Genomic DNA, 26,677 nt, shown 5'->3' on the forward strand with positions numbered 1-26,677 from the left:
GATTTGCAAATTTTTTTGCAAAAACGACCGCTTCTTTAATAGAAAAGGATACCAAATGAAAGATACGATTGTCGCCCAGGCAACCCCGATTGGTCGTGGGGGCGTGGGCATTTTACGCATCTCGGGGCCATTGGCTCAAGAGGTGGCAAAAGAAGTGCTGGGCAAAGAGCTAAACCCCCGTCTTGCCAACTATTTGCCGTTTAAAGATCAAGACGGCACGGTGTTAGACCAAGGCATTGCATTGTTCTTTAAAGCGCCGAATTCGTTTACCGGTGAAGACGTGTTAGAACTGCAAGGGCATGGCGGCCAAGTCATCTTAGATATTTTACTGAAACGCATTTTAGCGGTTAAAGGCGTGCGTATTGCCCGTGCCGGTGAGTTTTCCGAACAAGCGTTTTTAAACGATAAACTCGACCTTGCACAAGCGGAAGCGATTGCCGATTTAATTGATGCGACCAGCGAACAGGCGGCACGTTCGGCATTAAAATCGCTACAAGGCGAGTTCTCTAATAAGATTAATCAGCTAGTTGATTCGGTCATTTATCTGCGTACCTACGTGGAAGCGGCGATTGATTTTCCCGATGAAGAAATTGACTTTTTAGCTGACGGTAAAATCGAAGGGCATTTAAACGATATTATTCGCCAACTTAACGGCGTACGCAAAGAAGCGAAACAAGGTGCGATTTTACGTGAAGGGATGAAAGTGGTGATTGCCGGTCGCCCGAATGCTGGTAAATCAAGCCTGTTAAACGCTTTAGCGGGCAGAGAAGCGGCGATTGTGACCAATATCGCCGGTACCACCCGTGACGTATTGCGTGAGCATATTCATATTGACGGTATGCCGTTACATATTATTGATACCGCCGGTTTACGTGAAGCGAGCGATGAGGTTGAGAAAATCGGCATCCAACGTGCTTGGGATGAGATCGAACAGGCGGATCATGTTTTATTGATGATCGACAGCACCGAACAAACGGCCGAAGCATTTAAGACTGAATGGGCGGACTTTTTAGCCAAATTACCGCAAAACATTCCGGTTACCGTGATTCGTAACAAAGTAGATTTATCGGGCGAGGCTGAAGGCTTACAAGAGTTGGATGGCTTTACTTTGATTCGTTTATCGGCACAAACCAAAGTGGGTGTGGATTTACTGCGTGAACATCTCAAAAAATCCATGGGTTACCAAAGCTCGACTGAAGGTGGCTTCTTAGCTCGCCGCCGTCACTTACAAGCATTGGAAACCGCGGCAGAGCATTTGGAACGCGGTCATATCCAATTAACCCAATTTTTTGCCGGCGAATTACTCGCAGAAGAATTGCGTATGGTACAAAATGCGTTAAGCGAAATTACCGGTCAATTTACCTCGGATGATCTGTTGGGTAATATCTTCAGCTCATTCTGTATCGGTAAGTAATCATGAAACAAGCGGTTGCTTTTCACCAAAATTTTGCAAAAAATTTCAAGAAAATGACTGCTTGCTCTCCATTCATTATTGGTTACAATGGCTTAATTTTCATTCTTACTCGAGAACATTATGACTAAATCAATTTGCATTATTACAGGTAGTACATTAGGCGGTGCGGAATACGTTGCCGACCATCTTGAAAGCTGTTTAAAGGCGCAAGATTTTGAAGTGGAATTATTCAACCAAGCAACCTTGGCGGATATTCAGCAGCAAGCGCATTTAATTGTGGTGACTTCAACCCATGGCGCAGGTGAGTTGCCGGATAATATCAAACCGTTATTTGACGAACTGACGGCAAGCGATTTAGATCTCAGCGGTATGAAATTCGGTGTGGTCGGTTTAGGCAGTACCGATTACGACACATTCTGCCATTCGGTGGATATCGTTGAAAACAGCTTGACCGCAAAAGGTGCGAAACGGGTATGCGAATCGGTTCGCATTGATGTGGCAAATAATTTTGACCACGACGGCACCGCAGAAGAATGGCTGCCAAGTTTTGTTGAGCAGTTATAACGAACAGTTTGAAATGACAAGCGGTCGGAATTTGCAAAAAATTTGCAGATTCCGACTGCTTTTTTACGCTTAAAGCATTGCTTTTAACGCTTCGGTGAGCTGTTGATAACGCTGATATTTTTGTTGATAGGCTACGAAATTTGCCGGATTCGGTTGCACTTTTAACATTTCTGTTTTCAATGCTTGTACTTGTGAAATCTCTGCACCGGTGCCTTGCATTGCCATTAATGCTGCGCCTAAACAGCCTGTTTCTTCCACCTGCGGAATTTCCAATTGCATACCGGTTAAATCGGCGAGCATTTGCAGCCAAATCGGTGATTTGCTCGGTCCACCGGTTACACGTAATACATTTGCATTTGGGAAACGTTGCTTCATACGGTTGAGGTGGTGCATAAGACTAAACAGCACGCCTTCATAAATTGCCTGTAATAAATGCGCTTGGCTATGGTGCGCTTGCAAGCCGTAGAAGCCCGCTTGCATACCTAAGCCGGCATTCGAGCCGTATAAAAACGGCACAAATAACACGGAACTGGCTGCCGGCGGTAAACTCGCCACCTGCTGATTAATTTCCGCATAATCCAATTTCCATTGTTTCACAAACCATTCCAAATTGCCGGCAGAAGTCGGGCTGGCTTCGTGGACGATAAATTTGCCTTTTTCCGCATAGCGACCGTAAACAAACGGCAAGGTTTGAGTCGGGTCAAGATTATCAGTAATACCGCTAACAACAGACCACGTACCTAATACCGCATTCAGTTTCGTTTCGTCGTCCAAATCTGCACAACGTGCAGTTGAAACCACATCAAACAAACCGCCAACTACCGGCGTTCCCGATGCTAAGCCGGTGAGTTCGGCTGCTGATTCGGTGACATAGCCGGCAATTTGATTTGGCTTAATCACAGGCGGTAGCTTTTCTAAAATATTTTGCAAACCGAGTAAATCGGCAAGCGTTTGGTCATATTCGCCGGTTGCCATATTGTAGAGATTGCTTTCGGAAATATTGGTTTCTTCGGCAAATAATTTGCCGGTTAGACAGAAACGTAAATAGTCGTGTGACATCAGTACCGAGCCGATTTGCGCATAACGTTCCGGCTCATTGTCTTGTACCCAACGCAAAATCGAAACAGGGTGTCCGGTCCATAATGTTTGACGAGTAAGCGGATAAAGTTTTTCCGGAATACCGTCCGCCTGCCACTGTTTCACAATCGATAGAGAACGTTGGTCAGAAGACAAAATCGCTCTGCCAAGCGGTTGGTTTTGCTGATCAAGTAAAAATGCGCCTTTGCCTTGTGCCGAAATGCCCACCCCTTTGATAGCGGTCGGATTTATCCCACTTTTTGCAATAGTTTGACGTACTACCTCGGCACACACTTGCCAGAGTTGTTGCATATCTCGCTCGGCATAGCCCGCCTGTTCGCTGATAACCGCCACATTCTCACGATGAATACCGTGTAACTCACCGGTTTGGTCAAAAAGTGCGGCTTTGACAAAAGTACCGCCACAGTCTATGCCTAGGTAGTAGTTCATTTTTTGCTCCAATTATTCGAGAGGTGAAAGAGAGCCTCCCATCATTGCTATGTTTTTTATCCTAATTGTTACAAGCGGTCATTTTTGCGAAAAATTTTGCAAATCAGACCGCTTGTAATAGCTTATTTCGCTAACGCATCAATTTGTTTGATAAGGCTGTCGCCATTTTTTTCAATAAAGGCTTTGCGAGTTTCGCCTTCAACCGCCGCTTTAAATGGTGCGGTATCTAGTGTTTCGACAAATTCTACGCCGGCTTTTTTCATTTTCTCGATAATGCCTTGTTCATTATCTAAATTGAGTTGGCGTTGATATTTGCCCGCTTCAAGTGCAGCTTCACTAAGTGCTTTTTGTTGCTCTGCCGGCAGTGCATCGAATTTGGCTTTGTTTATCACCACAATCAACGGTGTATAGCCGTGATTGGTCGGGCTGAAATATTTTTGCACTTCATACAGCTTTGCCGACCATACAATGCCGATAGGGTGTTCTTGCGCATCTACCGCTTTGGTTTCTAATGCGGTATAAAGCTCGGAAAGCGGCATCGGCACCGGATTTGCGCCTAAAATAGAAAACGCTTTGATATACATCGGGTTTTGGTTGGTGCGAACTTTCAAACCTTTAATATCTTCCGGTTTGGCCACCGGATGTTTGGAGTTGGTAAAGCCACGGAAGCCCACTTCCCAGAACGCTAAACCTTTTAAGCCGTGTGCTTCGAGTTTTGCCAACAGTGTTTGTCCGATTTCACCGTCTAACACTTGGTAGGCGTGGCTGCGATCTTTAAAAATAAACGGAATATCAATCACGTTTAATTCGGAGGCAAGCCCTGTGAAGTTTGATGAGCTGGACATCGCTAAATCAATCGTACCGCCACGTACACCGCTAATTGCCGTTTGCGCATTACCGAGCGTGCTGTCGGGGAACAAGCTCAGTTTTAATCCTTTATTGGATTTTTGTTGTAATAACTCGTTAAATTTTTTGGCGGCAATATGTTGGCTGTCGGAACGTGGCGCTTCATAACCGAAACGGAAAGTGGTCTCCGCCGCCTGAACGCCGCTAAATAAAGAGAAACTCGCAACCAATGTCGCAAGTGCTTTAAGATTAAAACATTTCATAACGTTCTCCAAGAAGGTACTAAGCAGTTTCCTATACACCCTCTCCCCTTGAGGGAGAGAAGAACAAGCGGTCTGATTTACAAAAAATTTTGCAAATCAAACCGCTTGTCATGGCTTATTTAGCTAGGGCATCTACTTTTTCGACTAATTCTTTGCCGTGTTTTTCGATAAAGTCTTTACGAACTTCCGCTTCAATTGCCGCTTTAAACGGTGCGTTATCTACTTGTTCGATCACTTCTACACCGGCTTTGCGAAGTTTTTCGATAATGTCTTTTTCGTTTTTCACGTTGAGATCACGCTGGAATTGACCCGCTTCTTTTGCTGCGTCTAACACCGCTTTTTGCAATTCCGGTGTTAAGCCGTCAAATTTAGCTTTGTTCATCACGACGATTAATGGTGTGTAGCCGTGGTTGGTTAAGCTTAAATGTTTTTGCACTTCATATAATTTTGCCGACCAGAAAATACCGATTGGATGTTCTTGTGCATCCACCGCACGGGTTTCAAGTGCGGTATAAAGTTCGGAAAGCGGCATCGGTACCGGGTTGCCGCCCAATAAGCTGAATGCTTTAATGTACATTGGGTTTTGGTTGGTACGGACTTTTAAGCCTTTAATATCTTCCGGTTTATTGACGGCATGTTTTGAGTTAGAGAAGGCACGGAAGCCGACATCCCAGAACGCCAAGCCTTTTAAGCCTTGTTTTTCAAGGTCTTGTAATAAACCTTGACCGATTTCCCCGTCTAACACTTTGTAAACGTGTTCACGATCTTTAAAGATAAACGGGATATCAATCACGTTTAATTTCGGTTCTAAACCGGTGAAGTTCGGTGAACCTGACATTTCAATATCAATCGTACCGCCACGCACACCGCTGATCATGGTTTGTGCATTACCTAATGTGCTGTCCGGGAACAATTTAAGTTTAATTTCCCCTTTGGTTTTGTCTTTTAATAATTCATCAAATTTTTTCGCCGCAACGTGTTGGCTGTCGGAACGTGGTGCTTCATAACCGAAACGAAGCGAGATTTCCGCATTTGCTACACCTGAAAATGCCACTGCGCTGGCAACGAAAGCTGATAAAGTTTTTAGATTAAAAAATTTCATAGGGGTCTCCTAAGTAGGTTGGGAATTTGTTGCTTTATTACCCTCTCCCCTTGTGGGAGAGGGACAGAAAAAATAGCGTATAGCGATTTTTTCAGGGAGAGGGGAAACTATATTCAATGCAAACATTTATGAAAAATTACCGCTTATATTCCCTCTCTCTGCCAGTTCGCTGAACGCTTCACTGGCTGTCTCTCTCCCGTAAACGGGAGAGAGTAATGTTTGTTACTGCATCCAGCTTAACGGTACTAAAATTAAATCCGGTACGAATACGAAGAGCAATAATAAACCAATCATCATAAATAGATACGGCATAATGCCTTTTGCCGCTTGGTCAAACGGCAGTTTTGACACGCCGGTAATTACGTTTAATACATTACCGACCGGTGGAGTAATTAAGCCGATTGAGGTGTTAAGAATAAATAACACACCGAAGTAAACCGGGTCGATTCCCGCTTCTTCAATTAACGGCATTAACACCGGGGTTAAGATTAAAACGGTTGGAGTTAAATCCATCACCATACCGATCACGAATACCGCTAACATCACCACTAATAATAACGTTGTCGGGCTTTCGATTAACGGCTCAAGCAATTCGGTTAACATAGTCGGTAATTCCGCCACGGTAATTAACCAGCCGGTTACGTTTGCCGCTGCGACTAAGAACATTACCACTGCAGTGGTTTTGGCCGCCGCTAAAATCACTTTGTAGAGGTCTTTGAATTTCAATTCACGATAAACGAACAGTGAAACCACTAACGCATAGAAAGTTGCTACCGCACCGGCTTCGGTTGGGGTGAACATACCTGAACGGAAACCACCGATAATAATCACCGGCAACATTAACGCCCAAATACTGTTTTTAAATGAAATACAAAGTTCTTGTTTAGTCGCTTTTGAGAAGGTCATTAAATCAAGGCGTTTGGCTTGCCACCACCAGAGTGCGGCTAAACAGATACCCATCATAATGCCGGGGAAAATCCCCGCTAAGAATAATTTAGTGATAGATACGCCACTTGCTACCCCAAATACGATAAACGGAATGCTTGGCGGAATAATCGGTGCGATAATACCTGCGGTACCGATTAAACCGGCTGAGCGGTCAATCGGGTAGCCGGTGGTTTTCATCATCGGTAATAACATCGCTGCTACTGCTGCAGTATCTGCGACCGCCGAACCGGAAAGGCTCGCCATAATCATTGCGGCAAGAATTGCCACAAAGCCTAAGCCGCCGCGTTTATGACCGACTAATTTCATCGGTAAGTCGATAATACGTTTGGAAAGTCCGCCCTCATTCATAATTTCACCGGCGAGAATAAAGAACGGAATCGCCATTAACGAGAAGCTGTCTGCACCGCTAACAAGTTGTTGAGCAAGAATTTGCGCATCAAATAAATCTAAGTGAAGCATTAACGCCACACCGCAAATCAGTAATGCAAAGGCAACCGGCACACCTAAAATAATTGCGCCAAGTAATACGGCAAGGAAAATTACGACGGTCATTGCACTTCTCCCTTAACTAAAGCGGTCAAATTTGCCACCATTCTTGCAATAATCAAAATACCGATTAACACACCTGCAACCACGCTGGCGAGGAAGGTAATCCCTTGCGGTAAACCTGAAATCGGGGCGAGGTTGTTGAGGTTGAGTTGGAATTGAATCCAGCTGCCGTCCACGATGAGATAACAGCAGAATAACATCGCCGCATCGGTAAATAGTTTTAAAACGTTACGACCGATTGGCGAGAGTTTCTCAGTGAGTACGGTGACGCTAACGTGTTGGTTCTCGCTAAATGCCAATACCGCACCTAAAAAGGCGAGCCAAACGAACATATAGCGAGAAACTTCTTCGGTCACATTGATACTGCTGTTAAAGCCGTAACGCAGCACTACATTGAGAAAAACCAAAATTGACATTGCCGATAAAATAATCACGGCAAAGGCTTCAATCGCTTTTCCAACAAATTGAGCGATGGGTTTCATCTTTTGCTCCTTGATTTGATCCTAAGGCTTACGCCCTTGGCTAGATTTCTGTCATTGCAATCTTAACGACCACTTTCCTAATCGTTTCAGTGCCATTAAAAATCGCTGTTCTATGGCAATCTTCCGGGAAAAACACGGCAAAATTACCGGTTTCACAGGTAAAAATTTGCTCATTTTCGACCGCTTGATAATACTGAATATCTCGTTCCGGCAAGTAAGCGGTGTGAATCGGATTGTTACCGTTATCCACCGCAAAAGCCATTTTCTCTTTACCTTTGTGAAGATATTGCACATCTAAGTAATTACGGTGAACTTCGGGTTGGAATGCTGAAATGTCTTTGGTTTCCAAATCCAATACTTGGACGTAAATATCTCTACCTTTCAGTTCGTAAACACCCGTCTCCATCGCATCAAAGTCGGTGTTTTTTAAATAACGCAATGCGTATTGGATCGCTTCCGGATATTGCTTTGGGTTGTAGTTTGAAATGTGTCCGAAAAACATCGTTTGTTCCTCGTAAAATGTTTAAAGAATTTGACCGCTTGTATTAGTTCCTCTCTCCCGCAAGGGGAGAGAGTTATGTCATTTACAACGATTTCAATTTCGCCCATACGGTTTCATCAACCGGAATACCGTTTGCGATGTTATCGGCAAGAATGGTGGTAAACTCGTGTCCCGGTAAACGTACCGGCACATTCGGATCCGCCGGCTCGGCGGTTTTTACATAATCCATAATGCGGTTAAGTTTTTCGTCTTTGGTTTTGCCATCGATTAAACGATCCACTTCAATCGCGATAAACACCTGTGAAACACAGTATTCATCATCTTTATCTTCGGTTACCGAACAGGTGGATTCACCGTTAGAAAGTAGAGTAGCGATCATATCTAACACGATTGATAGGCCCGAACCTTTCCAGAATCCCATCGGCATTAAGCGGCGGTTTTTCTCAACGGTTGCCGGATCACGAGTTGGGTTGCCGTCATCATCGAAACCGGCATCGACAAAGGTTTGGCGACCTTGTAAGCGGTGAACTTCTAACATTCCGTAGGAATACATTGAGCAAGACATATCCACCATTGTGATTGGCGTGGTCGGTACGGCAACAATTAACGGGTTAGTACCGACACGGCATTCTTTTGCCCCCCAAGGCGGCATTACCGCTAACGCATTGGTCCAGCAGATACCGATATAGCCTTTTTCCGCTGCTTGCCAGCCATAAGAACCGCCACGCATCCAGTGGTTTGCATTACGCAACGCCACCACACCGATACCGTTTTGTGAAGCGAGTTCCATCGCTCTATCCATCATTTTTTTCGCAGTGAGGTTACCGATGGCTTGATGAGCGTCCCATTGCTCGATTGCACCCAATGAAAGCACTTTAGTCGGAACAGCTTCCGGTACAATATCACCGTTTTCCAACTGCTGAATAAAACGTGGGAAGCGGTTTACCCCGTGTGAATACGCACCCGCCTGAGTGGTATCGGCAAATACGGTTGCACATTCTTCGGCAATTTCTTCACGTACGTTACGAGCCAATAAAACACGTTTAAATTCAGCTTTTAAATCTTGATAAGAAACTCTCATTGGACACCTCTAATTTATGTCGTTTCAAATAGTAAAATGGTGTTTCATAAGTTACGCTTCGCCACTAAGGAAGTCAATTAAATGAGAAAAATAAAAGTTCTTTATAATCAATCAGTTATAAAATTTTTTGTCAATTTGTGACAGAGATCTCACTTTCCAAAGTCAATTTTTTGGGCTAAATTAAGTACAAAGCAAACGTTTTCGCAATGACAAGTAAAAAGGATAAATAATGAAAAAAGTATATGTAACTCATGGTTATACGGCGAATCCGAGCCGAAATTGGTTTCCGTGGTTAAAACAAGCATTGGAAAAATTGGGGGTTGAGTGTGAGTGTTTGGCAATGCCGGATGCCAATAACCCGAATCCGCAAGCGTGGTTGGAACATCATAAAAATACACTGAAATTAAATGAAGAGACGGTGTTGATCGGGCATAGCTTGGGCTGTATTGCGTTACTGAATTATCTGGCGGCGACACAACAAAAAGTGAATACCGCAATTTTTGTTTCCGGCTTTTATGAAAAATTGCCGACTTTGCCGGAGCTGGATTCATTTGCAACTTTTTACGCAAATCAGACCGCTTGTTTGCCGACAAAATCTTATGTGATTTCTGCCTTAGATGATGAGATTGTGCCGCATTTATTCAGCGACAGATTGGCGCAATATTTACAAGCGGATTATATTCGCTTGGCGCAGGGCGGGCATTTTATTGATCGAGACGGAATAACCGAATTACCGATTTTATTGGAACTCTTAAAACAAATTTTGAAATAGGCACAAGCGGGCGGCTTGTGCCAAAGTGAGAGGAGTGTGAAGTTAGGCACAGACTGAAAAGATTTTATGGTTTGTGTCTTCATTGTTAAGCACGGACAACACCGCATTGGCTAATGCTTTACGGCTCATATAACTGCCGGGCAGTTCAGCCGCACTTTCAATTAAACGGAAGGTTTCGCCTTCCGTGGTATTCAGCCCGCACGGGCGGAGAATTGTCCAATTTAGCGAGCTTTCACGCAGTAAGTTTTCCGCCTGTGTTTTTTCTTGTAGCGCTTCACCCAGCACTTGTTTTACCGGCTCAGGCAAGAATAACCACTGTTCACCGCAACCCATACTGGTAATAAAAATAAAACGAGCGGCAGGTGCATATTTCAGCATGGCACGAATAATATTGATATTGCCGACAGCATCGCTACGCACACCGTCTTTTTTGCCACCGATATAGCTGATCACCACTTTTGGCGAATATTGCTGCATCACCGCTTCACAGGCTTCTGGTGACATTACATCGGCAACCGCTGTTTGGCGATCCGCAAAAAACGGATCTGCCGAAGGTTGGCGCAGCACCGAGACGATTGGCTGATCAGCCGCCGCCAGTAATGCGCGTCCGGCTAAGCCGTTGGCTCCAAATAATAAAATCATTATTCACCCTTGATTAATTGACGCATAAAATCGATTTGGTTTTGACGTAAATTGCGAGCCTCATCACGTCCGACAAAGATTTTAAACATTGCGCCGCCTTGATGGTTAATAAAGTTAAGTGATACGGTATGTTTGCCCATAAACGGACGTTCAAGTAAATAAATCGCCGCACAGTTTTCATAACGTAGGTGACCGTGTACGCCGCCTTCCTGAGCGTGATCGAAGTTGTAAAAACCTCTGCCGATTTGACCGCTTGGTAGCTTGCCGGTGACCTCAACCACTGCATCCGGCGTGTGTGCAATAAAGGTCACCGCATCTTCTAGCGTTGCTAACGCTTGCATAATTTCCACAAAACGTGCGCCGTCCGTTTTTGTGACCATTTCCGCCGGTAAGCAGCTAATCACTTCTTCTAAGCTGCATTGTTTCATACCGGCAACCATTTCTAAAATTTGTCCCGGATTTTCGGCAAGTGATTGGCGTAACTCGCTTAATTGTTCTTCACTTAATTTAACCATGCTGTTCTCCTTTTTATCTTCTGTGGGTAGCGTGAGCATTAATTTGCGGATCAAGGTCGGTGACCAATATCGGCCGCTAATATTCAAGCGAGCGAAGCCTTCTTGATCAATGTTTAATAAAGATAATTGCTGCCATTGCATCAGCAATTTCATTGCTTTCGGGTTATGTTTAAATAACTTAATATCCAGATAACCCAGTTCTAAATCGTGTTGCACGACACCAAGTAACGGCTTATTTGCGCCGTGTTTACTTAAAAACGACAGCGCTTTTTTATCTGCCGGTGTGTCTAAATAAGTTTGTAATGTGGAATGCACTTGGAAGCTATAACCGTCGAAATTACCGCCTGCACCGGAGCCGAAAGCAAGGCACGGCATATTGGATTTAACTAACGTGTTATAACGGTTTCGTTCCCCTCGATTCGGGAAAGCAAAGTGGTTATTACTTACTTGTTGCCAACCGGCTTTTTGTAAATTCTCTACCGCATAGGCGTAATGTTGCGCTTGTACCTCAAAACTTGCGGCGGCAGGCAGAGAACCGTGTTCAATCATTTTATTAATCGGTAAAAACGGATAATTATTAAACGCATAAATATCCAAACCCGATAACGGTAGGCTACTTGCCACTTGAATATCATTTGCCCAAACTTCGTCCGTTTGATTTGGTAAACCGAAAATCAAATCAGCAACAACAACCGCATCCAATTCACACAAGGCTTTGAGGTATTCGTAAGCTTCCTCGCCGCTATGTTTACGTCCTAAACGTTTACGAATTTTTGAGTTAAAGGTTTGAATACCGATTGAAATACGATTCACGCCGGCGGCTACGCAAGCACGAGCCTTTTCAATATCAAAATGACTAATACGACCTTCAATCGTAAATTCGCAATCATTAGCCAGCGGTAAATATTGGTAGCAGGCTTTGATTAAGCGTACTAGATCTTCGGTATCCAATGCGGTTGGCGTTCCGCCACCGAAATAAACCGCTTTGATTTTACCGTTACCTTGGCGGATACTTGCTTCGTACGCTAACTCTTCAATCAGTTTATCGGTATAGATTTTGCTATAGTCTTGTTTCCACGCATTGCGGTAAAAACCACAGAAAATACAATGACTGGCACAAAAAGGAATATGGAAATACGCCAAACCGTCTTCTTTGAGTGCATGAATAGCAGCTTGCCCCCATACGTTCTGCCATTCTTCTTGCGGTACCGCTTCACCGCCCCAAATCGGCATTAACGCCTGGCGTTCAGGGAATGCTTTTGGAGCAGCTTGGGTTGCCTGCCAATTTGTTGTTGTAATCATAATCACTCTCTCGATCTGTAACAGAATAAGGAAAGAGTTATACCGAATATAGTTGTAAATGATATTGATTTTTATCAACTTTTGTCAAGTTAACAGGAATTATTCGCATAAAAAAAGCAGAGCATTTTGCTCTGCTTTTTCGCTTACTGATAAACGGTTAACCTTTTAAACCTTCGGCAATACGTACTGCATCTACGTCGGCATTTGCTTCTACACGTTGCATAAACGGCGAGAGTTGCTCAAGGTGTGAGAAATCCAAGCCTAACAGGCGACACCAATTTAACATGATATAAAGATACACATCTGCGACCGAAATATTTTCACCGAAGAAAATATGGCTTTCTAAATGCTCATTGGCGGTCGCTAGCTGATTTAAAATCTGTTCTGCCGCTTGCTGACGAATAATACGAGTTAACTCTTCATTACCCTCCGCATAGCTCGGTAAACGGAATAACGGTACAAATGATTTATGTACATCACTATTAAAAAAGGCTAACCAACGTGCCGCTTTCGCTTTATCACGTAAGGTTTTGCTACCGAATAATTTTGCTTCCGGATATTTCTCATCTAAATAGTGCAAAATCGCTTGGTTTTGCGAAAGCGCTAAATCGCCGTCCACTAATAACGGCACAGCGCCACGTGGATTCAACGCTAAAAATTCCGCTGATTTAATAAAATCACGGCTCACTAGCTCCGCTTGATATTCCGCACCCGTCCATTCTAACGCAACGTGGGGAACAAATGAGCAAGCACCTTTTAAACAATAAAGTTTCATATCTTTCTCCAAATCAAGTATCCTCGACCATTTCTAGCCAAGGAAGTAGCCATTTTATGGCAATAATTTCTCTAAACGCCATAAGTCCGCAAAATTTGCACGTGCTTTAATTAGGTGTGCTTGGTCGCCGTCAACCATAATTTCGACCGCTTGCGGACGTGAATTGTAGGTTGAAGACATCGCCGCTCCGTAAGCACCTGCCGAACGCATTGCAATCAGATCGCCTTGTTCAATCGCCAGTTCTCTGCTTTTACCTAAAAAGTCTGAGGTTTCACAAATCGGGCCAACTACGTCATACACCGCTTTTTCACGCACAAGTGATTGATCTACCTCGGTAATCTGCATATAAGCTTCATAAAGCGCCGGGCGGATCATATCGTTCATACCGGTATCAACAATCGCGAAATTACGATCTTCATTCGCTTTAAGGTATTCCACTTTAGTGACTAAGATCCCTGCATTTGCCGTGATCGCACGCCCCGGCTCTAAAATGATCTCAAGATCTGCATAACCTTTTAATTTTTCGAGTAATGCTTTGGCATATTCGGTTGGGTGCGGCGGCTCTTCACCGTTATACGGCACGCCCAAGCCACCGCCTAAATCTAAGTGATGTAACTCAATACCGTCTTCTTTTAATTGTTCCATTAACACAATCAGGCGATCAGTCGCATCTAAAAACGGTTGTAATTCGGTTAATTGCGAACCGATATGGCAATCCATACCGGTAATTTTCACGTTTGGTAAGCTTTTCGCTAAACGATACACCTCACGTGCTTGCGTCACGCTTACCCCAAATTTATTTTCTTTTAAACCGGTGGAAATATAAGGGTGAGTATGTGCATCAACATCCGGATTTACACGCAATGAAATCGGTGCGATTTTACCTAATTGACCGGCAACTTCATTAATGCGGTGTAGCTCGGCGATGGATTCGATATTAAAGCAACGAATGCCGACTTCTAACGCACGCTGAATTTCGCTGTGTGATTTTGCCACACCGGAAAATACCACTTTACTCGGCTCGCCACCTGCGGCAAGTACACGTTCAAGCTCGCCTTGCGATACAATATCAAAGCCCGAACCAAGGCGTGCCATCACATTTAATAAAGCGATATTTGAATTGGATTTCACCGCAAAACAAATTAAGTGCGGGTGTGAGCCAAACGCTTTATCAAAAGCGTGCCAGTGGCGCTCAAGTGTTGCACGAGAATAGATATAAGCCGGTGTGCCGTATTGATTAATGATGCCTGAGACGGAAACGTCTTCCGCAAAAAGCTGTTGGTTTTTATAGTTGAAATGATTCATTTATTTACTTGTCCGTTGTGTTTGAAAAATAAAACCACGGCAAAGTAGCCACACTCGTATTTGCAAAAAATCGGGTAAATTTGACCGCTTGTTATACGCATGTTTTTGAATTGCCGTGGTTAGAAATTATTTTGTTTGTTGGTGAGCAGGTTGTTGCTCAGGAAAATAAAGCGGGCCTTTTACACCGCAGGCAGCCAACCCGAATGAGGCAACCAAAGCCACTAAAAGTAATTTTTTCATCATAAATCCTTGAGAGTGAATTGTTTGCTGATTCTAAAACAAATTGCAGTAATGAAAAAGTAAAAAAGCCGTTTCTCCCGTTTTTAAAGAAATGGCTTTTGCAAAATTTTTCGAGAATTTGACCGCTTATAGCCTCCGCTGGCGCTCGTCTCTGCTGAGTGACTTTTTACCTACATTCTCATCAAGATCCAGCACCCGACTGCGTTGGGCGCTATCATTTATCAAACTAGTGCAATTTTAGGTTCGACATACGGCAGAGCAAAAGCGTCACTTACTCCTTTAAACGTACAATGACCATTATAGGTATTTAAACCTTGTAAGAGCGCTGCATTATGTAAACAGGCTTCTCGTACACCATATTGAGCAATGGCTAATCCGTATTCAAGAGTTGCATCCGTTAGCCCAAGAGTAGAAGTGCGAGCAACACAACCGGGCATATTGGCTACACAGTAATGGATAATTCCCTCAACCTCATAAATCGGATCATTGTGTGTAGTGGGTTTTGAGGTTTCAAAACAACCGCCTTGATCGATTGCAACATCCACCAATACCGCACCTTTTTTCATGAGTTTTAGATCTTCTCGGCGTAATAAATGCGGAGCTTTGGCGCCAGGAATTAATACCGCTCCGATGATCACATCCGCTTGAGGCAAAAGACTTAAAATATTGCCTCTAGAACTAGTAAGCGTAGTAATGCGCATACCAAATATCTGATCAATATAAGCCAGACGAGTAGCATTAATATCTAAGATTGTGACATCCGCTCCAATTCCCATCGCAATTTGTGCCGCATTTAACCCGACTACACCGGCACCTAAAATTACTACTTTCGCTTTTGGTGTACCGGCAGTACCACTTAATAACGTACCGGTTCCGCCAAAGGTTTTTTGGCTAAATTTAGCCGCTTCTAACACGGATAAACGTCCTGCAATCGCACTCATTGGTGCTAAACAGGGTAAGCCTGTCGGCGTTTTAATTGTTTCATAGGCAATGGACTGAATTTTTTTCGCTAATAACATTTCCGTTAAAGGTTTATCCGCAGCCAAATGCAAATAAGTATAGAGAATCTGATTTTCACGGAAATAGTGATATTCACTTTCAATCGGTTCTTTTACCTTGATAATCATCTCACTGTTTGCGAAGAGTGTCGCTTTGTCTGTGAGCGTAGCACCTGCAGCTTGATAGGCTTCATCGCTAAAACCAATTTCAGCACCGGCACCATATTCAATATAAACGGTATGACCGGCTTCTACATAGGATTGAACATTCGCAGGTGTTAAACCAACGCGATATTCTTGGATTTTCACTTCTTTCGGGCAACCAATAATCATAATGTTCTCCTTAAAAGGCAATTCTTCTGCTGACAACATCCCATTACTACTTTTAACAAAGTTGTAACTTTACGAAACATTATGCAATCTCTTACCGGAAATTGATGTGAAGCTGCTCACAGTTTTACAAAATGAGTGAATATATTTTTTAACTTAACGCCGTTTGCATATAGCGGTAACCGCCGTTATCTTGCGGGACAAATTCAAATAAATGCGTGATGCAATTTGGGGCGTCCGCATCTTGGTGCGAAACAAATAGCAACTGGGTTTGACTATTAGTCACAAGCTGTTCGATAAACTGTTTAACCAATTTGCGGTTTACGCCGTCTAGGCCTTGCAGCGGTTCGTCTAAAATTAGAATCGGCGGGTGTTTTACCATAGCACGAGTAATCAATAATAACCGTTGTTGTCCCCACGAAAGTGAACGGAACGGTTTTTTAGCCAGATTGGCTAAATGCAAGCGTTCCAGCCATTCCATTGCTTTGAGCTGTAAAGCACTCGACACTTGTTGGTAAACGCCAATTGAATCGAAAAAACCGGATAAAATCACGTCTAGCGCTGAACAATTCACCCGATAATCCATATGTAATTGGCTGCTCACATAGCCGATATTTTTCTTAATATCCCAAATCGTTTCGCCCGAACCACGCTGACGTCCGAATAAATGTACGTAATTGGCATAGGCTTGCGGGTGATCGCCGGTAATAATCGAAAGCAAGGTCGATTTCCCTGCTCCGTTCGGACCTTTAATCCACCAATGTTGTTTTGGGGCAACCGTCCAAGTTAGATCATCAATAATGGTTTTTTCGCCGTAACGAATCATTACGTTTTTCAATTCGAACGGATTAGTATTCGGTGGGAGTTGAATCAGCGGTGCAGCACTGTTCGGCAACGGTGCATTCACATTCTGTTCTGCAAATTTTAGCTGAGAATAGACCGCTTGTTGTTCAATCTCTTGGCGTTCGCCTTGCAAAATTAATTGTAGATTATCCAATAAAGCGATATGCGTAGCACAGTCGGGAATATCGTTAAAGCGGTTAGAAATCAGAACCACCGCCATTTGCTTGCCGAGTTGCGCCATAACGTCTTGCCAATAAGCGACCGAGGCTTGGTCTAACCCTTCGAAAGGCTCATCTAGAATCAATAAATCCGGTTCACTAACCAACATTTGGCAAAATAACACTTTGCGGCTTTCGCCGGTGGAGAGCTGAATAAACGGGCGATCTAATAACAGCTGAATACGTAATTTAGCCGCATATTCCTCGCATAATTGCGTTTTTTCGCTACCGTTTAAGATAATTTGACGGGCAGTCAATCCGAAATCATCCGGTGAAACCATATCGTTGTTACGGTGTTTAAAGATTTGCTCGATGATTTTTTGTTGCTGCTCGAAGGAAAGTAAAGCGATATGGTGGAAGCTGTTTTGATATTCGCCCGAATATAGTGAAAGTGAATTATGTAGCGCTTGGGCGAAGGCAGTTTTGCCCGAGCCGTTACCGCCGACAATTACCCAAAAATCGTGAGTATTGATTTCCAGTGATTCAATCGACAGTTTATTGTGTTGAGCAAGGGAAAATAAGGCGTTATGGATGTTGATGTTTGGCATATTGTGTTCCTGAGATGGCAGAAAACAACGCATACACGGAATAATTATGATAGGTAAGTGTATGCGAGGTTTTCTATTAAGAAATGCGTTGATTTTTAGAGTTGTTTACCCACCGCAAACCAATCGGCACGTCCGTTAAGGAAGTCTTGCACGGACATTGGTTTTTTACCGGAAGGTTGTAATTGAGTGATATTTAACACACCGTCTTGCGTTGCAATTTGAATACCATTTTTATCCGCTTGTAATACTGTACCGGCAACCTTAGCTTGATGTGGTAACACATTCGCTTGATACACTTTCACGCTTTGTTCTACGCCGTCCACCTCTAACGTGAGGAAACTAATCGGCCATGGGTTAAACGCTCGAATATTGCGTTCCAGCTGACAAGCGGTCAAATTCCAGTCTAATTTTGCTTCTTCTTTTGAGAGCTTTTCCGCATAGTTGGAAAGCGCTTCATCTTGTTTTTCCGCTTTAAATGTTTGGCTTTCTAAACCGTTTAACACCTCTAATAATGCCGGCGGTGCAAGTTCGGCTAATTTGGCATATAACGAAGCGGAGGTTTCGTCTGCGGCAATCGGTGTGGTAACTTTGTGTAACATATCGCCGGTATCTAAGCCGATATCCATTTGCATAATGGTCACGCCGGTTTCCTGATCGCCCGCCCAAATCGAGCGTTGAATCGGAGCCGCTCCACGCCAGCGTGGTAACAGCGAACCATGCACATTTAAACAACCGTATTTCGGCGCATTCAGTACTGCTTCCGGTAAGATTAAACCGTAGGCTACCACTACCATCACATCGGCATTCAGTGCTTTTAATTCCGCTTGTGCTTCTTCTTTACGTAATGATTTTGGTTGATATACCGGAATGTTATGTTGTTCGGCTAATTGTTTTACCGGGCTGGCTTGCAGTTTTTTACCTCTGCCGGCAGGTTTGTCCGGTTGGGTATAAACCGCAATCACATTATGTTCTGAATCTAATAACGCTTGTAAGTGTTGTGCGGCAAAATCAGGTGTGCCGGCAAAAATAATATTAAGTTTTGACATAATTTTTCGTTGATAAGTGAATGGATAACGGAATTGTAACAGAAGAAATGCAGCAACTGTGTTTCATGCTCAACATTTTTAACCACGGAATGCGCAGATTGCACGGAAGATAGCGCCCGTCTCCCGACGGGTGCTGATAATTATTGATATATGAAAAATACAGGCACTCGTCAGAGATGAGCGCCATCAGGAAGATATTTGAAAAGTCGCAGAGTGGGCAATTACAACCAACCGCGTTCTTTATAATATTTCACAGCACCGGAATGGAGCGGAGCGGATAGCGCATTTTTGACCATTTCCGTTTCGGATAAATGAGCAAATGCCGGATGTGATTTTTTGAAGCGATCAAAGTTTTCAAATACCGCTTTCACTACTCGGTAAACTTGTTGCTCACTTACATCGCTTGACGTGACTAAAGTTGCATAAACCCCGAAAGAATCGACCGCTTGTTCAACACCTTTATAAACGTGAGCCGGAATGGTTGCTTTAGCGTAATAGCTTTGATCAGCGACTAATTTACTAACCACTTCATCGGTAACCGGAATCAAGCGAATATCGCAACTATTCGCGGTTTCTTTTAACGCTGCATTCGGATGACCGACATTATAGCTAATCGCATCGACATCTTTCTCGCACAACGCTTTGCCCATTTCAGCCGGTGTGAGTTTTAACGCTTCTTTGAAATTCGCTTCAGTCCAGCCTTTGGTTTTTAGTAATACATTCATCGTTGCTTGTGTACCGGAACCGTCCACGCCGACATTGACATTTTTACCTTGTAAATCATCGACCGATTGAATAGCGGAATCGTTGCGTACTACTAAGGTAAACGGCTCGGGATAAATTGAGAAAATCGCTCGTAGTTTGTCGTTCTGTTTGCCTTCAAATGAACTGGTACCGTGATAAGCATGATATTGCCAGTCCGACTGCACAATGCCCATTTCTAACTGACCGTTCGCAATTTTATTCAAATTATCAACCGAAGCATCGCTGGCAAGCGGTTTACAAGCGGTGTGATTTTCACTGCGATTTACAAATTGGCAAATCGCGTTGCCGGCCACGAAATAAAGTCCGGTGTCACTGCCTGTGCCTAATTTAATTTGGGTTTGTTCCGCCTGTGCGAAGCCTGCAAGTAGCATGGTGGCTAAGAATGAGAGTTTTGGTGGGATTTTCATGGAAATTTCCTCAAAATAGAATGGTGTTTGCCGGTTGAAGATATCCTTTTTTGTACAATATATGCAACTTTTTTCTCCATTTTTTAACCGCAAGCGGTCAAAAATCGCCAATTTCTTGCAATTAGGGTATGATCTAATCTTTTATTTGAGCATGATGACATATGGAATACTTTATCCCTCAACAGCCGGTAATTTTTGAAGAAGAGATCAAAAAGAGCCGATTTATCACATACTTACGTCATACGGAAGGTATGGAACAGGCGAAAGCGTTTTGGGCGGAAATGAAAATGCTTCATCCTCAAGCTCGCCATTGGTGTTGGGCAACAGTGGCGGGAATGCCGAATGATTCGCAACAATATGGTTTTTCGGATGACGGCGAACCTTCCGGCACCGCTGGTAAGCCGATGCTCAATTATCTGTTAGGTTCGGGACTGGGTGAAATTACTGCGGTGGTGGTGCGTTATTACGGCGGTATTCAATTAGGTACCGGCGGTTTGGTTAAAGCATACGGTGGCGGTGTGCAACAGGCGTTATTGCAGGTGGAAAAGCAACGTAAAGTGCTGCGCCAAAATTACCGCTTGGTATGTGAATACGATCAATTCAATACCGTGCAACATTTGCTGAATAGCTACGATATTGAGCTGCTTGAGCAGCATTTTACCGAGGTAATTGAGCTGAATTTAGCGATTAATCCGGCGGATATTGCGCCGCTAAGTGAACAATTGACGCAGCGTTTTTCTGGCAAGTTGCAGCTTAACAAACCGGATTAATTTATGTATGGGCGCTTTTTTGCTAAAATCCCGCCTTATTTAACCGCTTATAGAAACACTTTGAGGACTTTGTGCAGTTTTTAACTATTATCCGCATTGTCGGAATTTTGGTAATGAGCTTTTCGGTTACGATGCTTTTACCGGCGTTTGTCGCACTGATTTATGGTGATGGTGGCGGTCGAGAATTTTTACAATCGTTCCTACTCACATTTTCGGTCGGCGCACTTTTATGGTGGTTTTGCCGAGATCGAAAAGAAGAACTCCGTTCACGAGAAGGTTTTTTAATCGTGGTCTTGTTCTGGGTGGTATTGGGCTCATTAGGGGCAGTGCCTTTTATTATTTTAGAGCATCCGAATTTAAATATCAGTGAATCGATTTTCGAATCGTTTTCGGGGCTTACCACCACCGGTGCAACGGTAATTACCGGTTTGGACAGCCTACCGAAAGCGATTTTGTTCTATCGCCAATTCCTGCAATGGTTGGGCGGTATGGGGATTATCGTATTAGCGATTGCGATTATTCCGCTGATTGGTTTGGGTAAGTTATACCGAGCCGAAATGCCGGGGCCGCTAAAAGACCAAAAAATGCGCCCTCGGATTGCGGAAATTTCCAAGTTACTTTGGCAGATTTATTTCACTTTAACCGTCTTATGTACCCTTGCATTTAAAATGGCGGGGATGACATGGTTTGATGCGATTTGCCATAGTTTTGCCACGATTTCCATCGGTGGTTTTTCAACGCATGATGCCAGTATGGGCTACTTTAATAGTGGTGCAATTAATCTGATCACTGTGGTGTTTTTATTGATTTCGTCTTGTAACTTCGGGTTACATTTTGCCCTAATCGATCGCCTTAAAGATAAAAATAGTAAACGTTCCGGTAATATGTTTAAGCGCTTATATTGGAAGGATTATGAGTTCCGTTCGTTTACCTTTATTCAGCTTGGCTTATTTCTAGTTTGTTTGGCAATTTTGAGCGGTTATAACTATTTTGAAGATTCGCAGATGACTTTCCAGCAAGCGTTGTTCCAATCGGTCTCGATTTCAACCACAGCCGGTTTTACCACCAATGATTTTAGCCAATGGCCGTCATTTTTACCGATCTTATTGGTAATGGCGTCATTTATTGGCGGTTGTGCCGGCTCAACCGGTGGCGGCTTGAAAGTGATTCGTGTGATGTTACTGTATTTGCAAGCCAATCGAGAAATTCACCGTTTCGTACACCCAAATTCGGTTAAACCGATTAAGCTAGGTACGCATATTTTTTCAGAGCGCATTGAAGAAGGTATTTGGGCGTTTTTCTCTGCTTATGTGTTTGTGTTTATTATGTGTTGGCTTGGCAGTATCGCCTTTGGTATGGAAACTTTTGATGCGTTTAATGCGGTGATTGCCTCATTAAATAATCTGGGGCCGGCACTAGGCAGCGTAAGTAGCAATTTCACACAAGTACCGGACGGCGCTAAATGGGTACTGACTATTGCGATGGTGTGCGGACGTTTAGAAGTATTTACCTTATTGGTTATTCTAAGCCCGGTATTTTGGAAAGATTAATCATAAAAACGGAATGAATAAATGAAAACCCTAATTCTCTATTTTACGACGGACGGGCAAACTCAGCGCATCGCACAAGCGATTGCCGCTGAAATTGAACATGAAGTGGAATTAGTTTCACTTAAGCAACAAGCGGTCGATTTTGCCGAAAAACTTGCAAGTGCCGATCAAATTGTAATGGGTGCTTCGATTCGATACGGGCATTTTGATCAAACGGTGTATAAGTTTATTGAGCAGTATCATCAAGTGCTGAATCAAAAACCGTCCGCATTTTTTAGTGTGAATTTGACTGCGCGTAAAGAGAACCGAAAGACGCCGGAAACCAACGTTTATACCCGTAAGTTTCTCGCTAGAATTAAGTGGAAACCGACTAAAGTGGAAGTGATTGCCGGTGCGTTGTTATATCCTCGCTATACGTTATTTGATCGCCTTTGTATTCAATTAATTATGAAATTGACCAAAGGCGAAACGGATGCAAGTCGAGAATATGAATATACAAATTGGCAACAGGTTGCGCAATTTGGACAAATGTTAAACAAATTCTGATGAGTGTAAATTTAGTTAAATATGTTAATCGGATTTTAACGTTTGCTTTATAATCGCCCGCCACTGCCTAATAGTGGGCATAGAGTGTTTTATTTTTCAAAGGAAAAGCAAATGAGTATCTTAAAAGAGTTTCGTGAATTCGCCGTTAAAGGTAACGTAGTTGATATGGCTGTCGGTGTGATCATCGGTGGTGCATTCGGTAAAATCGTATCTTCATTAGTAAGCGATGTAGTAATGCCACCTATCGGCTGGTTAATCGGCGGCGTAGATTTTAAAGATCTTGCAGTTGAAATCGCACCGGCAAAAGAAGGTGCTGAAGCGGTAATGTTAAAATACGGTGCATTCATCCAAAACGTATTTGATTTCTTAATTATTGCAATCGCAGTATTCGGTATGGTTAAAGTGATCAACAAACTTAAAAAACCAGCAGAAGCTGCACCGGCTGAACCATCAGCAGAAGAAAAATTATTAACAGAAATCCGTGATTTATTGAAAAAATAATGCGGATAAAAAAGAGGGAGCGTAAGCTCATCTTATCTAAGGAATAAAAAATAGCGAGTAGATTACTCGCTATTTTTTTATGTTTACGGATTGATACGGTTTAACTCGTGTTTTAATAATACAATTGCCCCACCGATCAGCAAGAAGTCTTTGAAAATAAAGCTACTAAAGCCGAGTTGGAACAACAGACTGAGCGTCACGACACCGGTACCTAATAAACCTAATGCACCGATAATGCCCGCTCTCGGTGAGAAAATTCCCATAAGTAAGCTAATATAAGTAATCCCTTCAATCACACCCAATACATAGCTTGCGCCATAAAAACCAAACCAATCATATAAAAAACTTAACCAGCTATTCGAAATCAATGGCTTGAGTGCTTCCACCTCAAAATCAAACCATTTAAACAGCCCAAAAGTTGCATATACAACAAAAAGTGATAAACGTAAGATCAGAATATCAATCTCAGATTTTTGAAAACGGCGAAGTAAGCCTTGCATAATATCTCCCTATAAATAATTGTGATACTTATAAGGGACGCAAAAATAGGTAGACTCTTACACGGAGATTTACAAGCCTCATCATAGACAGATTTGGAGCCACAGCGTGGCTCACTCAGCCGTAGGCTGATCGTAACCACGTACAGCTTGCCGTGCGTGGACAACAAGCGGTCGAATTCTCGAAAGATTTTGTAAAAGCTATTGCGCTAATCATCCTGATAAGTGTCATTGAAGTATTATTTAGATAACTTATTTAGTAAGTCAGCAACTTTATTTAATAAGTCAATAGTTCTATTGCTATCAATTTCATCATTATCAGTATTTTGGATAATCTGTTTTTCAACTTTTAACAATTTATTCCGAATTAATGTAAATGTATCTTCTACATATTTAGCTGCTTTTTCAGGATCTCCAAAGCTGTTTGCAGCATGCTGAGAGGCTTCAAGTAGCCCACTGAATAATTCAATTTCATGTTTCATAGCAGAAAAATGCCGTATCTCATTTATTAATTTTTGATCATGACGAAGTAATGTTGTTGCCATAATTAAGATAACTAAGATAGGTAAGGTATAAAATAGAATTGCCCAATGCCCTAAGTAAGCACTTAATATAATAAATTTATATTGTACTGTACTTAATAAGCTCCAGTTAGCAGGATTCCAAATTAACAATGGAATAAGAATTAAAAGAATAATGTCTAAATAAAATAATCTTTTTACGGTTTCCCGTAGTAATTTTGACTCATTAGTATTTTCTGTAATCTGTGTATCTGTATTTTTTAAAGCTGTTTCCAACGAGTCTTTTGCATCTATAATTCTTTCAGATAGTGAGGTTTTTAGATTATCTATTTCTATCTGTTTGCTATTTAGTTGTTCCTCTTTTTCTTGAATAGATATCTTAAGGTTTTGGACCTCTTTTTCTAACTTGAATTTTTCTTGTGATTGACTATCTAATTTTGCTAGTTCTACATTTTTCTGTGATACTTCTTTTTTTAGTTTAGAAATATCTTCTTTTAAATGATTTTGTGAGTAATTAGTTTTAATAATATTTTTAATATTAGCTGATTCAAATTTTGCATTATCAAAGTTAGCATCAGATAAATTTATCCTATGAAAGGAAGTTTTAGTAAGATTCGCATTTGTGAAATTTGTATTTAGTATATTTATTTCTTCAAAGTTGGTATTTGTAAGGTTTGCATTTGTGAAGTTAGCATTAGTTAGATCGGAATTTTTAAAGGTACATCCAATCAAAATACTATTAATAAATTGAGCATCCCTAAGATTACGTTTTTCAATAGTCATTCCAGATAAATTTCTACCAGAAAAATTAGCTTGTTTACCCTTTTGTTTATTACTAAGAATCCATAATTCATGTTCTGCTAATTCAATATCTATATTAGAGTTACTATAAGCCCTGATTGTACTCATATGATAAAATGCCTTATTTTATAAAGGCACAAAATTTGTGCCTTTATGTAAACTAAAGAATAAAACGACTTAAATCTTCATTCTCTACTACGTCATTTAACGCATCTTGTACGTATTTCTCATCAATTACGATTTTCTCGCCTGAGCGTTCGCTTGCGTCGAATGAGATGCCATCCATAAGGCGTTCTAATACGGTGTGTAAGCGACGAGCACCGATGTTTTCGGTTTTTTCGTTTACACGGAATGCCGATTCGGCGATTTTGCTGATACCGCCTTTAGTAAACTCGATTTCCACGCCTTCGGTTTTCATTAACTCACGATATTGTAGCGTTAATGAAGCGTTAGGTTCGGTGAGGATACGTTCGAAATCTTCTTTTGTGAGTGATTTTAATTCGACACGAATCGGTAAACGACCTTGTAATTCCGGTAATAAATCTGACGGACGAGCCACTTGGAATGCACCTGAACAGATAAATAAAATATGGTCGGTTTTTACCATACCGTGTTTGGTATTGACCGTAGAACCTTCGATAATCGGCAGTAAATCACGTTGTACACCTTCACGAGAAACGTCGCCGCCTGAATGTTCGCCTTTTTTACAGATTTTGTCGATCTCATCAATAAATACGATACCGTGCTGTTCAACCGCTTCAATCGCTTGTTGTTTCAACTCTTCCGGATTCACCAGTTTTGCCGCTTCTTCGTCTACCATTACTTTTAACGCATCTTTGATTTTCATTTTGCGTTTTTTGGTTTTGTTCGGCGACATACCTTCAAATAACGATTGAAGCTGCGAAGTCATTTCTTCCATACCCGGCGGCGTCATAATTTCTACGCTCACTTGTGCCGCTACATCGATTTCGATTTCTTTGTCATCAAGCTGACCTTCACGCAATTTTTTGCGGAACACTTGGCGGGTTGAGCTGTTATCGTTTTCTTGTACGTTACCCCATTGATCTTTTGCCGGTGGTAATAACACATCTAAAATACGATCTTCCGCTGCATCTTGTGCACGCATACGGTTTTTCTCAACCGCTTGTGATTTGACTAATTTCACAGCTACATCGGTTAGATCTTTGATAATCGAATCGACTTCTTTACCAACATAACCTACTTCTGTGAATTTAGTCGCTTCCACTTTAATAAAAGGTGCATTGGCTAATTTTGCTAAACGGCGTGCGATTTCGGTTTTACCCACACCGGTCGGGCCGATCATCAGAATGTTTTTCGGAGTAACTTCTTGGCGAAGTTCTTCCGGTAATTGCATTCTTCTCCAACGGTTACGTAGGGCAATTGCCACCGCACGTTTTGCTTCGTTCTGTCCGATAATATGTGCGTCTAATTCCGACACAATTTCACGAGGGGTCATTGACATATTTTTTGTTCCTTCTAAATAACT

The 26,677-nt window shown here is 42.4% G+C and carries 26 protein-coding genes; 7 read left to right on the forward strand and 19 right to left on the reverse strand.

Annotated elements, in window-relative coordinates; translation table 11 throughout:
- Nucleotides 1-55 precede the first annotated feature (55 nt).
- Together mnmE and mioC are read left to right on the forward strand one after the other, a co-directional pair.
- Nucleotides 56-1,414: a tRNA uridine-5-carboxymethylaminomethyl(34) synthesis GTPase MnmE gene (gene mnmE / locus EL121_RS06455; RefSeq protein WP_039198507.1), complete on the forward strand. Its 1,359-nt coding sequence runs from the start codon at nucleotides 56-58 to the stop codon at nucleotides 1,412-1,414.
- A 120-nt stretch (nucleotides 1,415-1,534) separates the two neighbouring features.
- Nucleotides 1,535-1,978: an FMN-binding protein MioC gene (gene mioC / locus EL121_RS06460; protein WP_039198509.1), complete on the forward strand. Its 444-nt coding sequence runs from the start codon at nucleotides 1,535-1,537 to the stop codon at nucleotides 1,976-1,978.
- Nucleotides 1,979-2,047: 69 nt separating this feature from the next.
- Here mioC and EL121_RS06465 read toward each other — a convergent pair whose 3' ends face one another.
- The 7 genes from EL121_RS06465 to yiaK form a co-directional block, all read right to left on the reverse strand.
- On the reverse strand, nucleotides 2,048-3,505 hold the full coding sequence (locus EL121_RS06465; RefSeq protein ID WP_039198511.1) for an FGGY-family carbohydrate kinase: 1,458 nt from the start codon (nucleotides 3,503-3,505) through the stop codon (nucleotides 2,048-2,050).
- Between the two features lie 122 nt (nucleotides 3,506-3,627).
- Entirely contained in the window at nucleotides 3,628-4,614 is a 987-nt protein-coding gene (locus EL121_RS06470) for a TRAP transporter substrate-binding protein (RefSeq protein ID WP_039198513.1), read from the reverse strand.
- A gap of 115 nt (nucleotides 4,615-4,729) precedes the next feature.
- Nucleotides 4,730-5,716: a TRAP transporter substrate-binding protein gene (locus EL121_RS06475; RefSeq protein ID WP_039198515.1), complete on the reverse strand. Its 987-nt coding sequence runs from the start codon at nucleotides 5,714-5,716 to the stop codon at nucleotides 4,730-4,732.
- Between the two features lie 222 nt (nucleotides 5,717-5,938).
- Entirely contained in the window at nucleotides 5,939-7,216 is a 1,278-nt protein-coding gene (locus tag EL121_RS06480; protein ID WP_039198518.1) for a TRAP transporter large permease subunit, read from the reverse strand.
- On the reverse strand, nucleotides 7,213-7,695 hold the full coding sequence (locus tag EL121_RS06485) for a TRAP transporter small permease (protein ID WP_039198520.1): 483 nt from the start codon (nucleotides 7,693-7,695) through the stop codon (nucleotides 7,213-7,215). The genes EL121_RS06480 and EL121_RS06485 overlap by 4 nt, the downstream gene beginning before the upstream one ends.
- A 40-nt stretch (nucleotides 7,696-7,735) precedes the next feature.
- Complete coding sequence (locus tag EL121_RS06490) at nucleotides 7,736-8,197, reverse strand: YhcH/YjgK/YiaL family protein (protein ID WP_039198522.1); 462 nt, start codon at nucleotides 8,195-8,197, stop codon at nucleotides 7,736-7,738.
- A gap of 82 nt (nucleotides 8,198-8,279) precedes the next feature.
- Nucleotides 8,280-9,278 carry a 3-dehydro-L-gulonate 2-dehydrogenase gene (gene yiaK, locus EL121_RS06495; protein WP_039198525.1) on the reverse strand — a complete coding sequence of 333 codons (999 nt, stop codon included), beginning with the start codon at nucleotides 9,276-9,278 and terminating at the stop codon, nucleotides 8,280-8,282.
- Between the two features lie 229 nt (nucleotides 9,279-9,507).
- Between yiaK and EL121_RS06500 the strand changes: the two genes are divergently transcribed.
- On the forward strand, nucleotides 9,508-10,050 hold the full coding sequence (locus EL121_RS06500; RefSeq protein ID WP_039198528.1) for an RBBP9/YdeN family alpha/beta hydrolase: 543 nt from the start codon (nucleotides 9,508-9,510) through the stop codon (nucleotides 10,048-10,050).
- Between the two features lie 42 nt (nucleotides 10,051-10,092).
- Here EL121_RS06500 and EL121_RS06505 read toward each other — a convergent pair whose 3' ends face one another.
- The 9 genes from EL121_RS06505 to EL121_RS06545 form a co-directional block, all read right to left on the reverse strand.
- The gene (locus tag EL121_RS06505) at nucleotides 10,093-10,692 is read right to left on the reverse strand and encodes an NAD(P)-dependent oxidoreductase (protein ID WP_039198530.1); all 600 of its coding nucleotides are present in this window, start codon (nucleotides 10,690-10,692) and stop codon (nucleotides 10,093-10,095) included.
- Entirely contained in the window at nucleotides 10,692-12,509 is a 1,818-nt protein-coding gene (gene hutW, locus EL121_RS06510; protein ID WP_039198532.1) for a heme anaerobic degradation radical SAM methyltransferase ChuW/HutW, read from the reverse strand. The genes EL121_RS06505 and hutW overlap by 1 nt, the downstream gene beginning before the upstream one ends.
- Before the next feature lie 157 nt (nucleotides 12,510-12,666).
- The gene (locus EL121_RS06515) at nucleotides 12,667-13,284 is read right to left on the reverse strand and encodes a glutathione S-transferase family protein (RefSeq protein ID WP_039198534.1); all 618 of its coding nucleotides are present in this window, start codon (nucleotides 13,282-13,284) and stop codon (nucleotides 12,667-12,669) included.
- 54 nt (nucleotides 13,285-13,338) lie between these two features.
- Complete coding sequence (lysA, locus tag EL121_RS06520) at nucleotides 13,339-14,589, reverse strand: diaminopimelate decarboxylase (RefSeq protein ID WP_039198535.1); 1,251 nt, start codon at nucleotides 14,587-14,589, stop codon at nucleotides 13,339-13,341.
- A 126-nt stretch (nucleotides 14,590-14,715) separates the two neighbouring features.
- Nucleotides 14,716-14,829 carry an LPS translocon maturation chaperone LptM gene (gene lptM / locus EL121_RS06525; protein ID WP_039198536.1) on the reverse strand — a complete coding sequence of 38 codons (114 nt, stop codon included), beginning with the start codon at nucleotides 14,827-14,829 and terminating at the stop codon, nucleotides 14,716-14,718.
- Between the two features lie 221 nt (nucleotides 14,830-15,050).
- A complete protein-coding gene (gene ald / locus EL121_RS06530; RefSeq protein ID WP_039198538.1) occupies nucleotides 15,051-16,160 on the reverse strand; it encodes an alanine dehydrogenase in 1,110 nt (369 codons plus the stop codon).
- A 148-nt stretch (nucleotides 16,161-16,308) separates the two neighbouring features.
- Nucleotides 16,309-17,766: a molybdate ABC transporter ATP-binding protein ModF gene (gene modF, locus EL121_RS06535; protein ID WP_039198540.1), complete on the reverse strand. Its 1,458-nt coding sequence runs from the start codon at nucleotides 17,764-17,766 to the stop codon at nucleotides 16,309-16,311.
- A gap of 95 nt (nucleotides 17,767-17,861) precedes the next feature.
- Nucleotides 17,862-18,812, reverse strand: a complete 951-nt coding sequence (gene fmt, locus EL121_RS06540) for a methionyl-tRNA formyltransferase (protein ID WP_039198543.1) — start codon at nucleotides 18,810-18,812, stop codon at nucleotides 17,862-17,864.
- A 221-nt stretch (nucleotides 18,813-19,033) separates the two neighbouring features.
- Nucleotides 19,034-19,984 carry a TAXI family TRAP transporter solute-binding subunit gene (locus tag EL121_RS06545; protein WP_039198546.1) on the reverse strand — a complete coding sequence of 317 codons (951 nt, stop codon included), beginning with the start codon at nucleotides 19,982-19,984 and terminating at the stop codon, nucleotides 19,034-19,036.
- Nucleotides 19,985-20,145: 161 nt separating this feature from the next.
- Between EL121_RS06545 and EL121_RS06550 the strand changes: the two genes are divergently transcribed.
- The 4 genes from EL121_RS06550 to mscL all read left to right on the forward strand — a co-directional run bounded on the left by EL121_RS06550 (nucleotide 20,146) and on the right by mscL (nucleotide 23,351).
- Nucleotides 20,146-20,754: a YigZ family protein gene (locus EL121_RS06550; RefSeq protein WP_039198549.1), complete on the forward strand. Its 609-nt coding sequence runs from the start codon at nucleotides 20,146-20,148 to the stop codon at nucleotides 20,752-20,754.
- 71 nt (nucleotides 20,755-20,825) lie between these two features.
- Nucleotides 20,826-22,304, forward strand: a complete 1,479-nt coding sequence (locus EL121_RS06555) for a TrkH family potassium uptake protein (RefSeq protein WP_039198551.1) — start codon at nucleotides 20,826-20,828, stop codon at nucleotides 22,302-22,304.
- 21 nt (nucleotides 22,305-22,325) lie between these two features.
- Nucleotides 22,326-22,850, forward strand: coding sequence for a menaquinone-dependent protoporphyrinogen IX dehydrogenase (gene hemG, locus EL121_RS06560; protein WP_039198553.1), 525 nt, complete (start codon nucleotides 22,326-22,328; stop codon nucleotides 22,848-22,850).
- A gap of 111 nt (nucleotides 22,851-22,961) precedes the next feature.
- Entirely contained in the window at nucleotides 22,962-23,351 is a 390-nt protein-coding gene (gene mscL, locus EL121_RS06565; protein ID WP_015674322.1) for a large-conductance mechanosensitive channel protein MscL, read from the forward strand.
- 83 nt (nucleotides 23,352-23,434) lie between these two features.
- On the opposite strand, the gene EL121_RS06570 is transcribed toward mscL, so the two are convergent.
- The 3 genes from EL121_RS06570 to hslU all read right to left on the reverse strand — a co-directional run bounded on the left by EL121_RS06570 (nucleotide 23,435) and on the right by hslU (nucleotide 26,653).
- Nucleotides 23,435-23,851 (reverse strand): DUF417 family protein, encoded by a 417-nt coding sequence (locus EL121_RS06570; protein WP_039198556.1) that lies wholly within the window; start codon nucleotides 23,849-23,851, stop codon nucleotides 23,435-23,437.
- Nucleotides 23,852-24,087: 236 nt separating this feature from the next.
- The gene (locus EL121_RS06575) at nucleotides 24,088-25,278 is read right to left on the reverse strand and encodes a pentapeptide repeat-containing protein (RefSeq protein WP_005599245.1); all 1,191 of its coding nucleotides are present in this window, start codon (nucleotides 25,276-25,278) and stop codon (nucleotides 24,088-24,090) included.
- A 52-nt stretch (nucleotides 25,279-25,330) separates the two neighbouring features.
- Complete coding sequence (gene hslU, locus EL121_RS06580; protein ID WP_039198557.1) at nucleotides 25,331-26,653, reverse strand: HslU--HslV peptidase ATPase subunit; 1,323 nt, start codon at nucleotides 26,651-26,653, stop codon at nucleotides 25,331-25,333.
- Nucleotides 26,654-26,677: the final 24 nt, after the last annotated feature.

Source organism: Actinobacillus equuli, assembly GCF_900636745.1.
GTDB lineage: Bacteria > Pseudomonadota > Gammaproteobacteria > Enterobacterales > Pasteurellaceae > Actinobacillus > Actinobacillus equuli.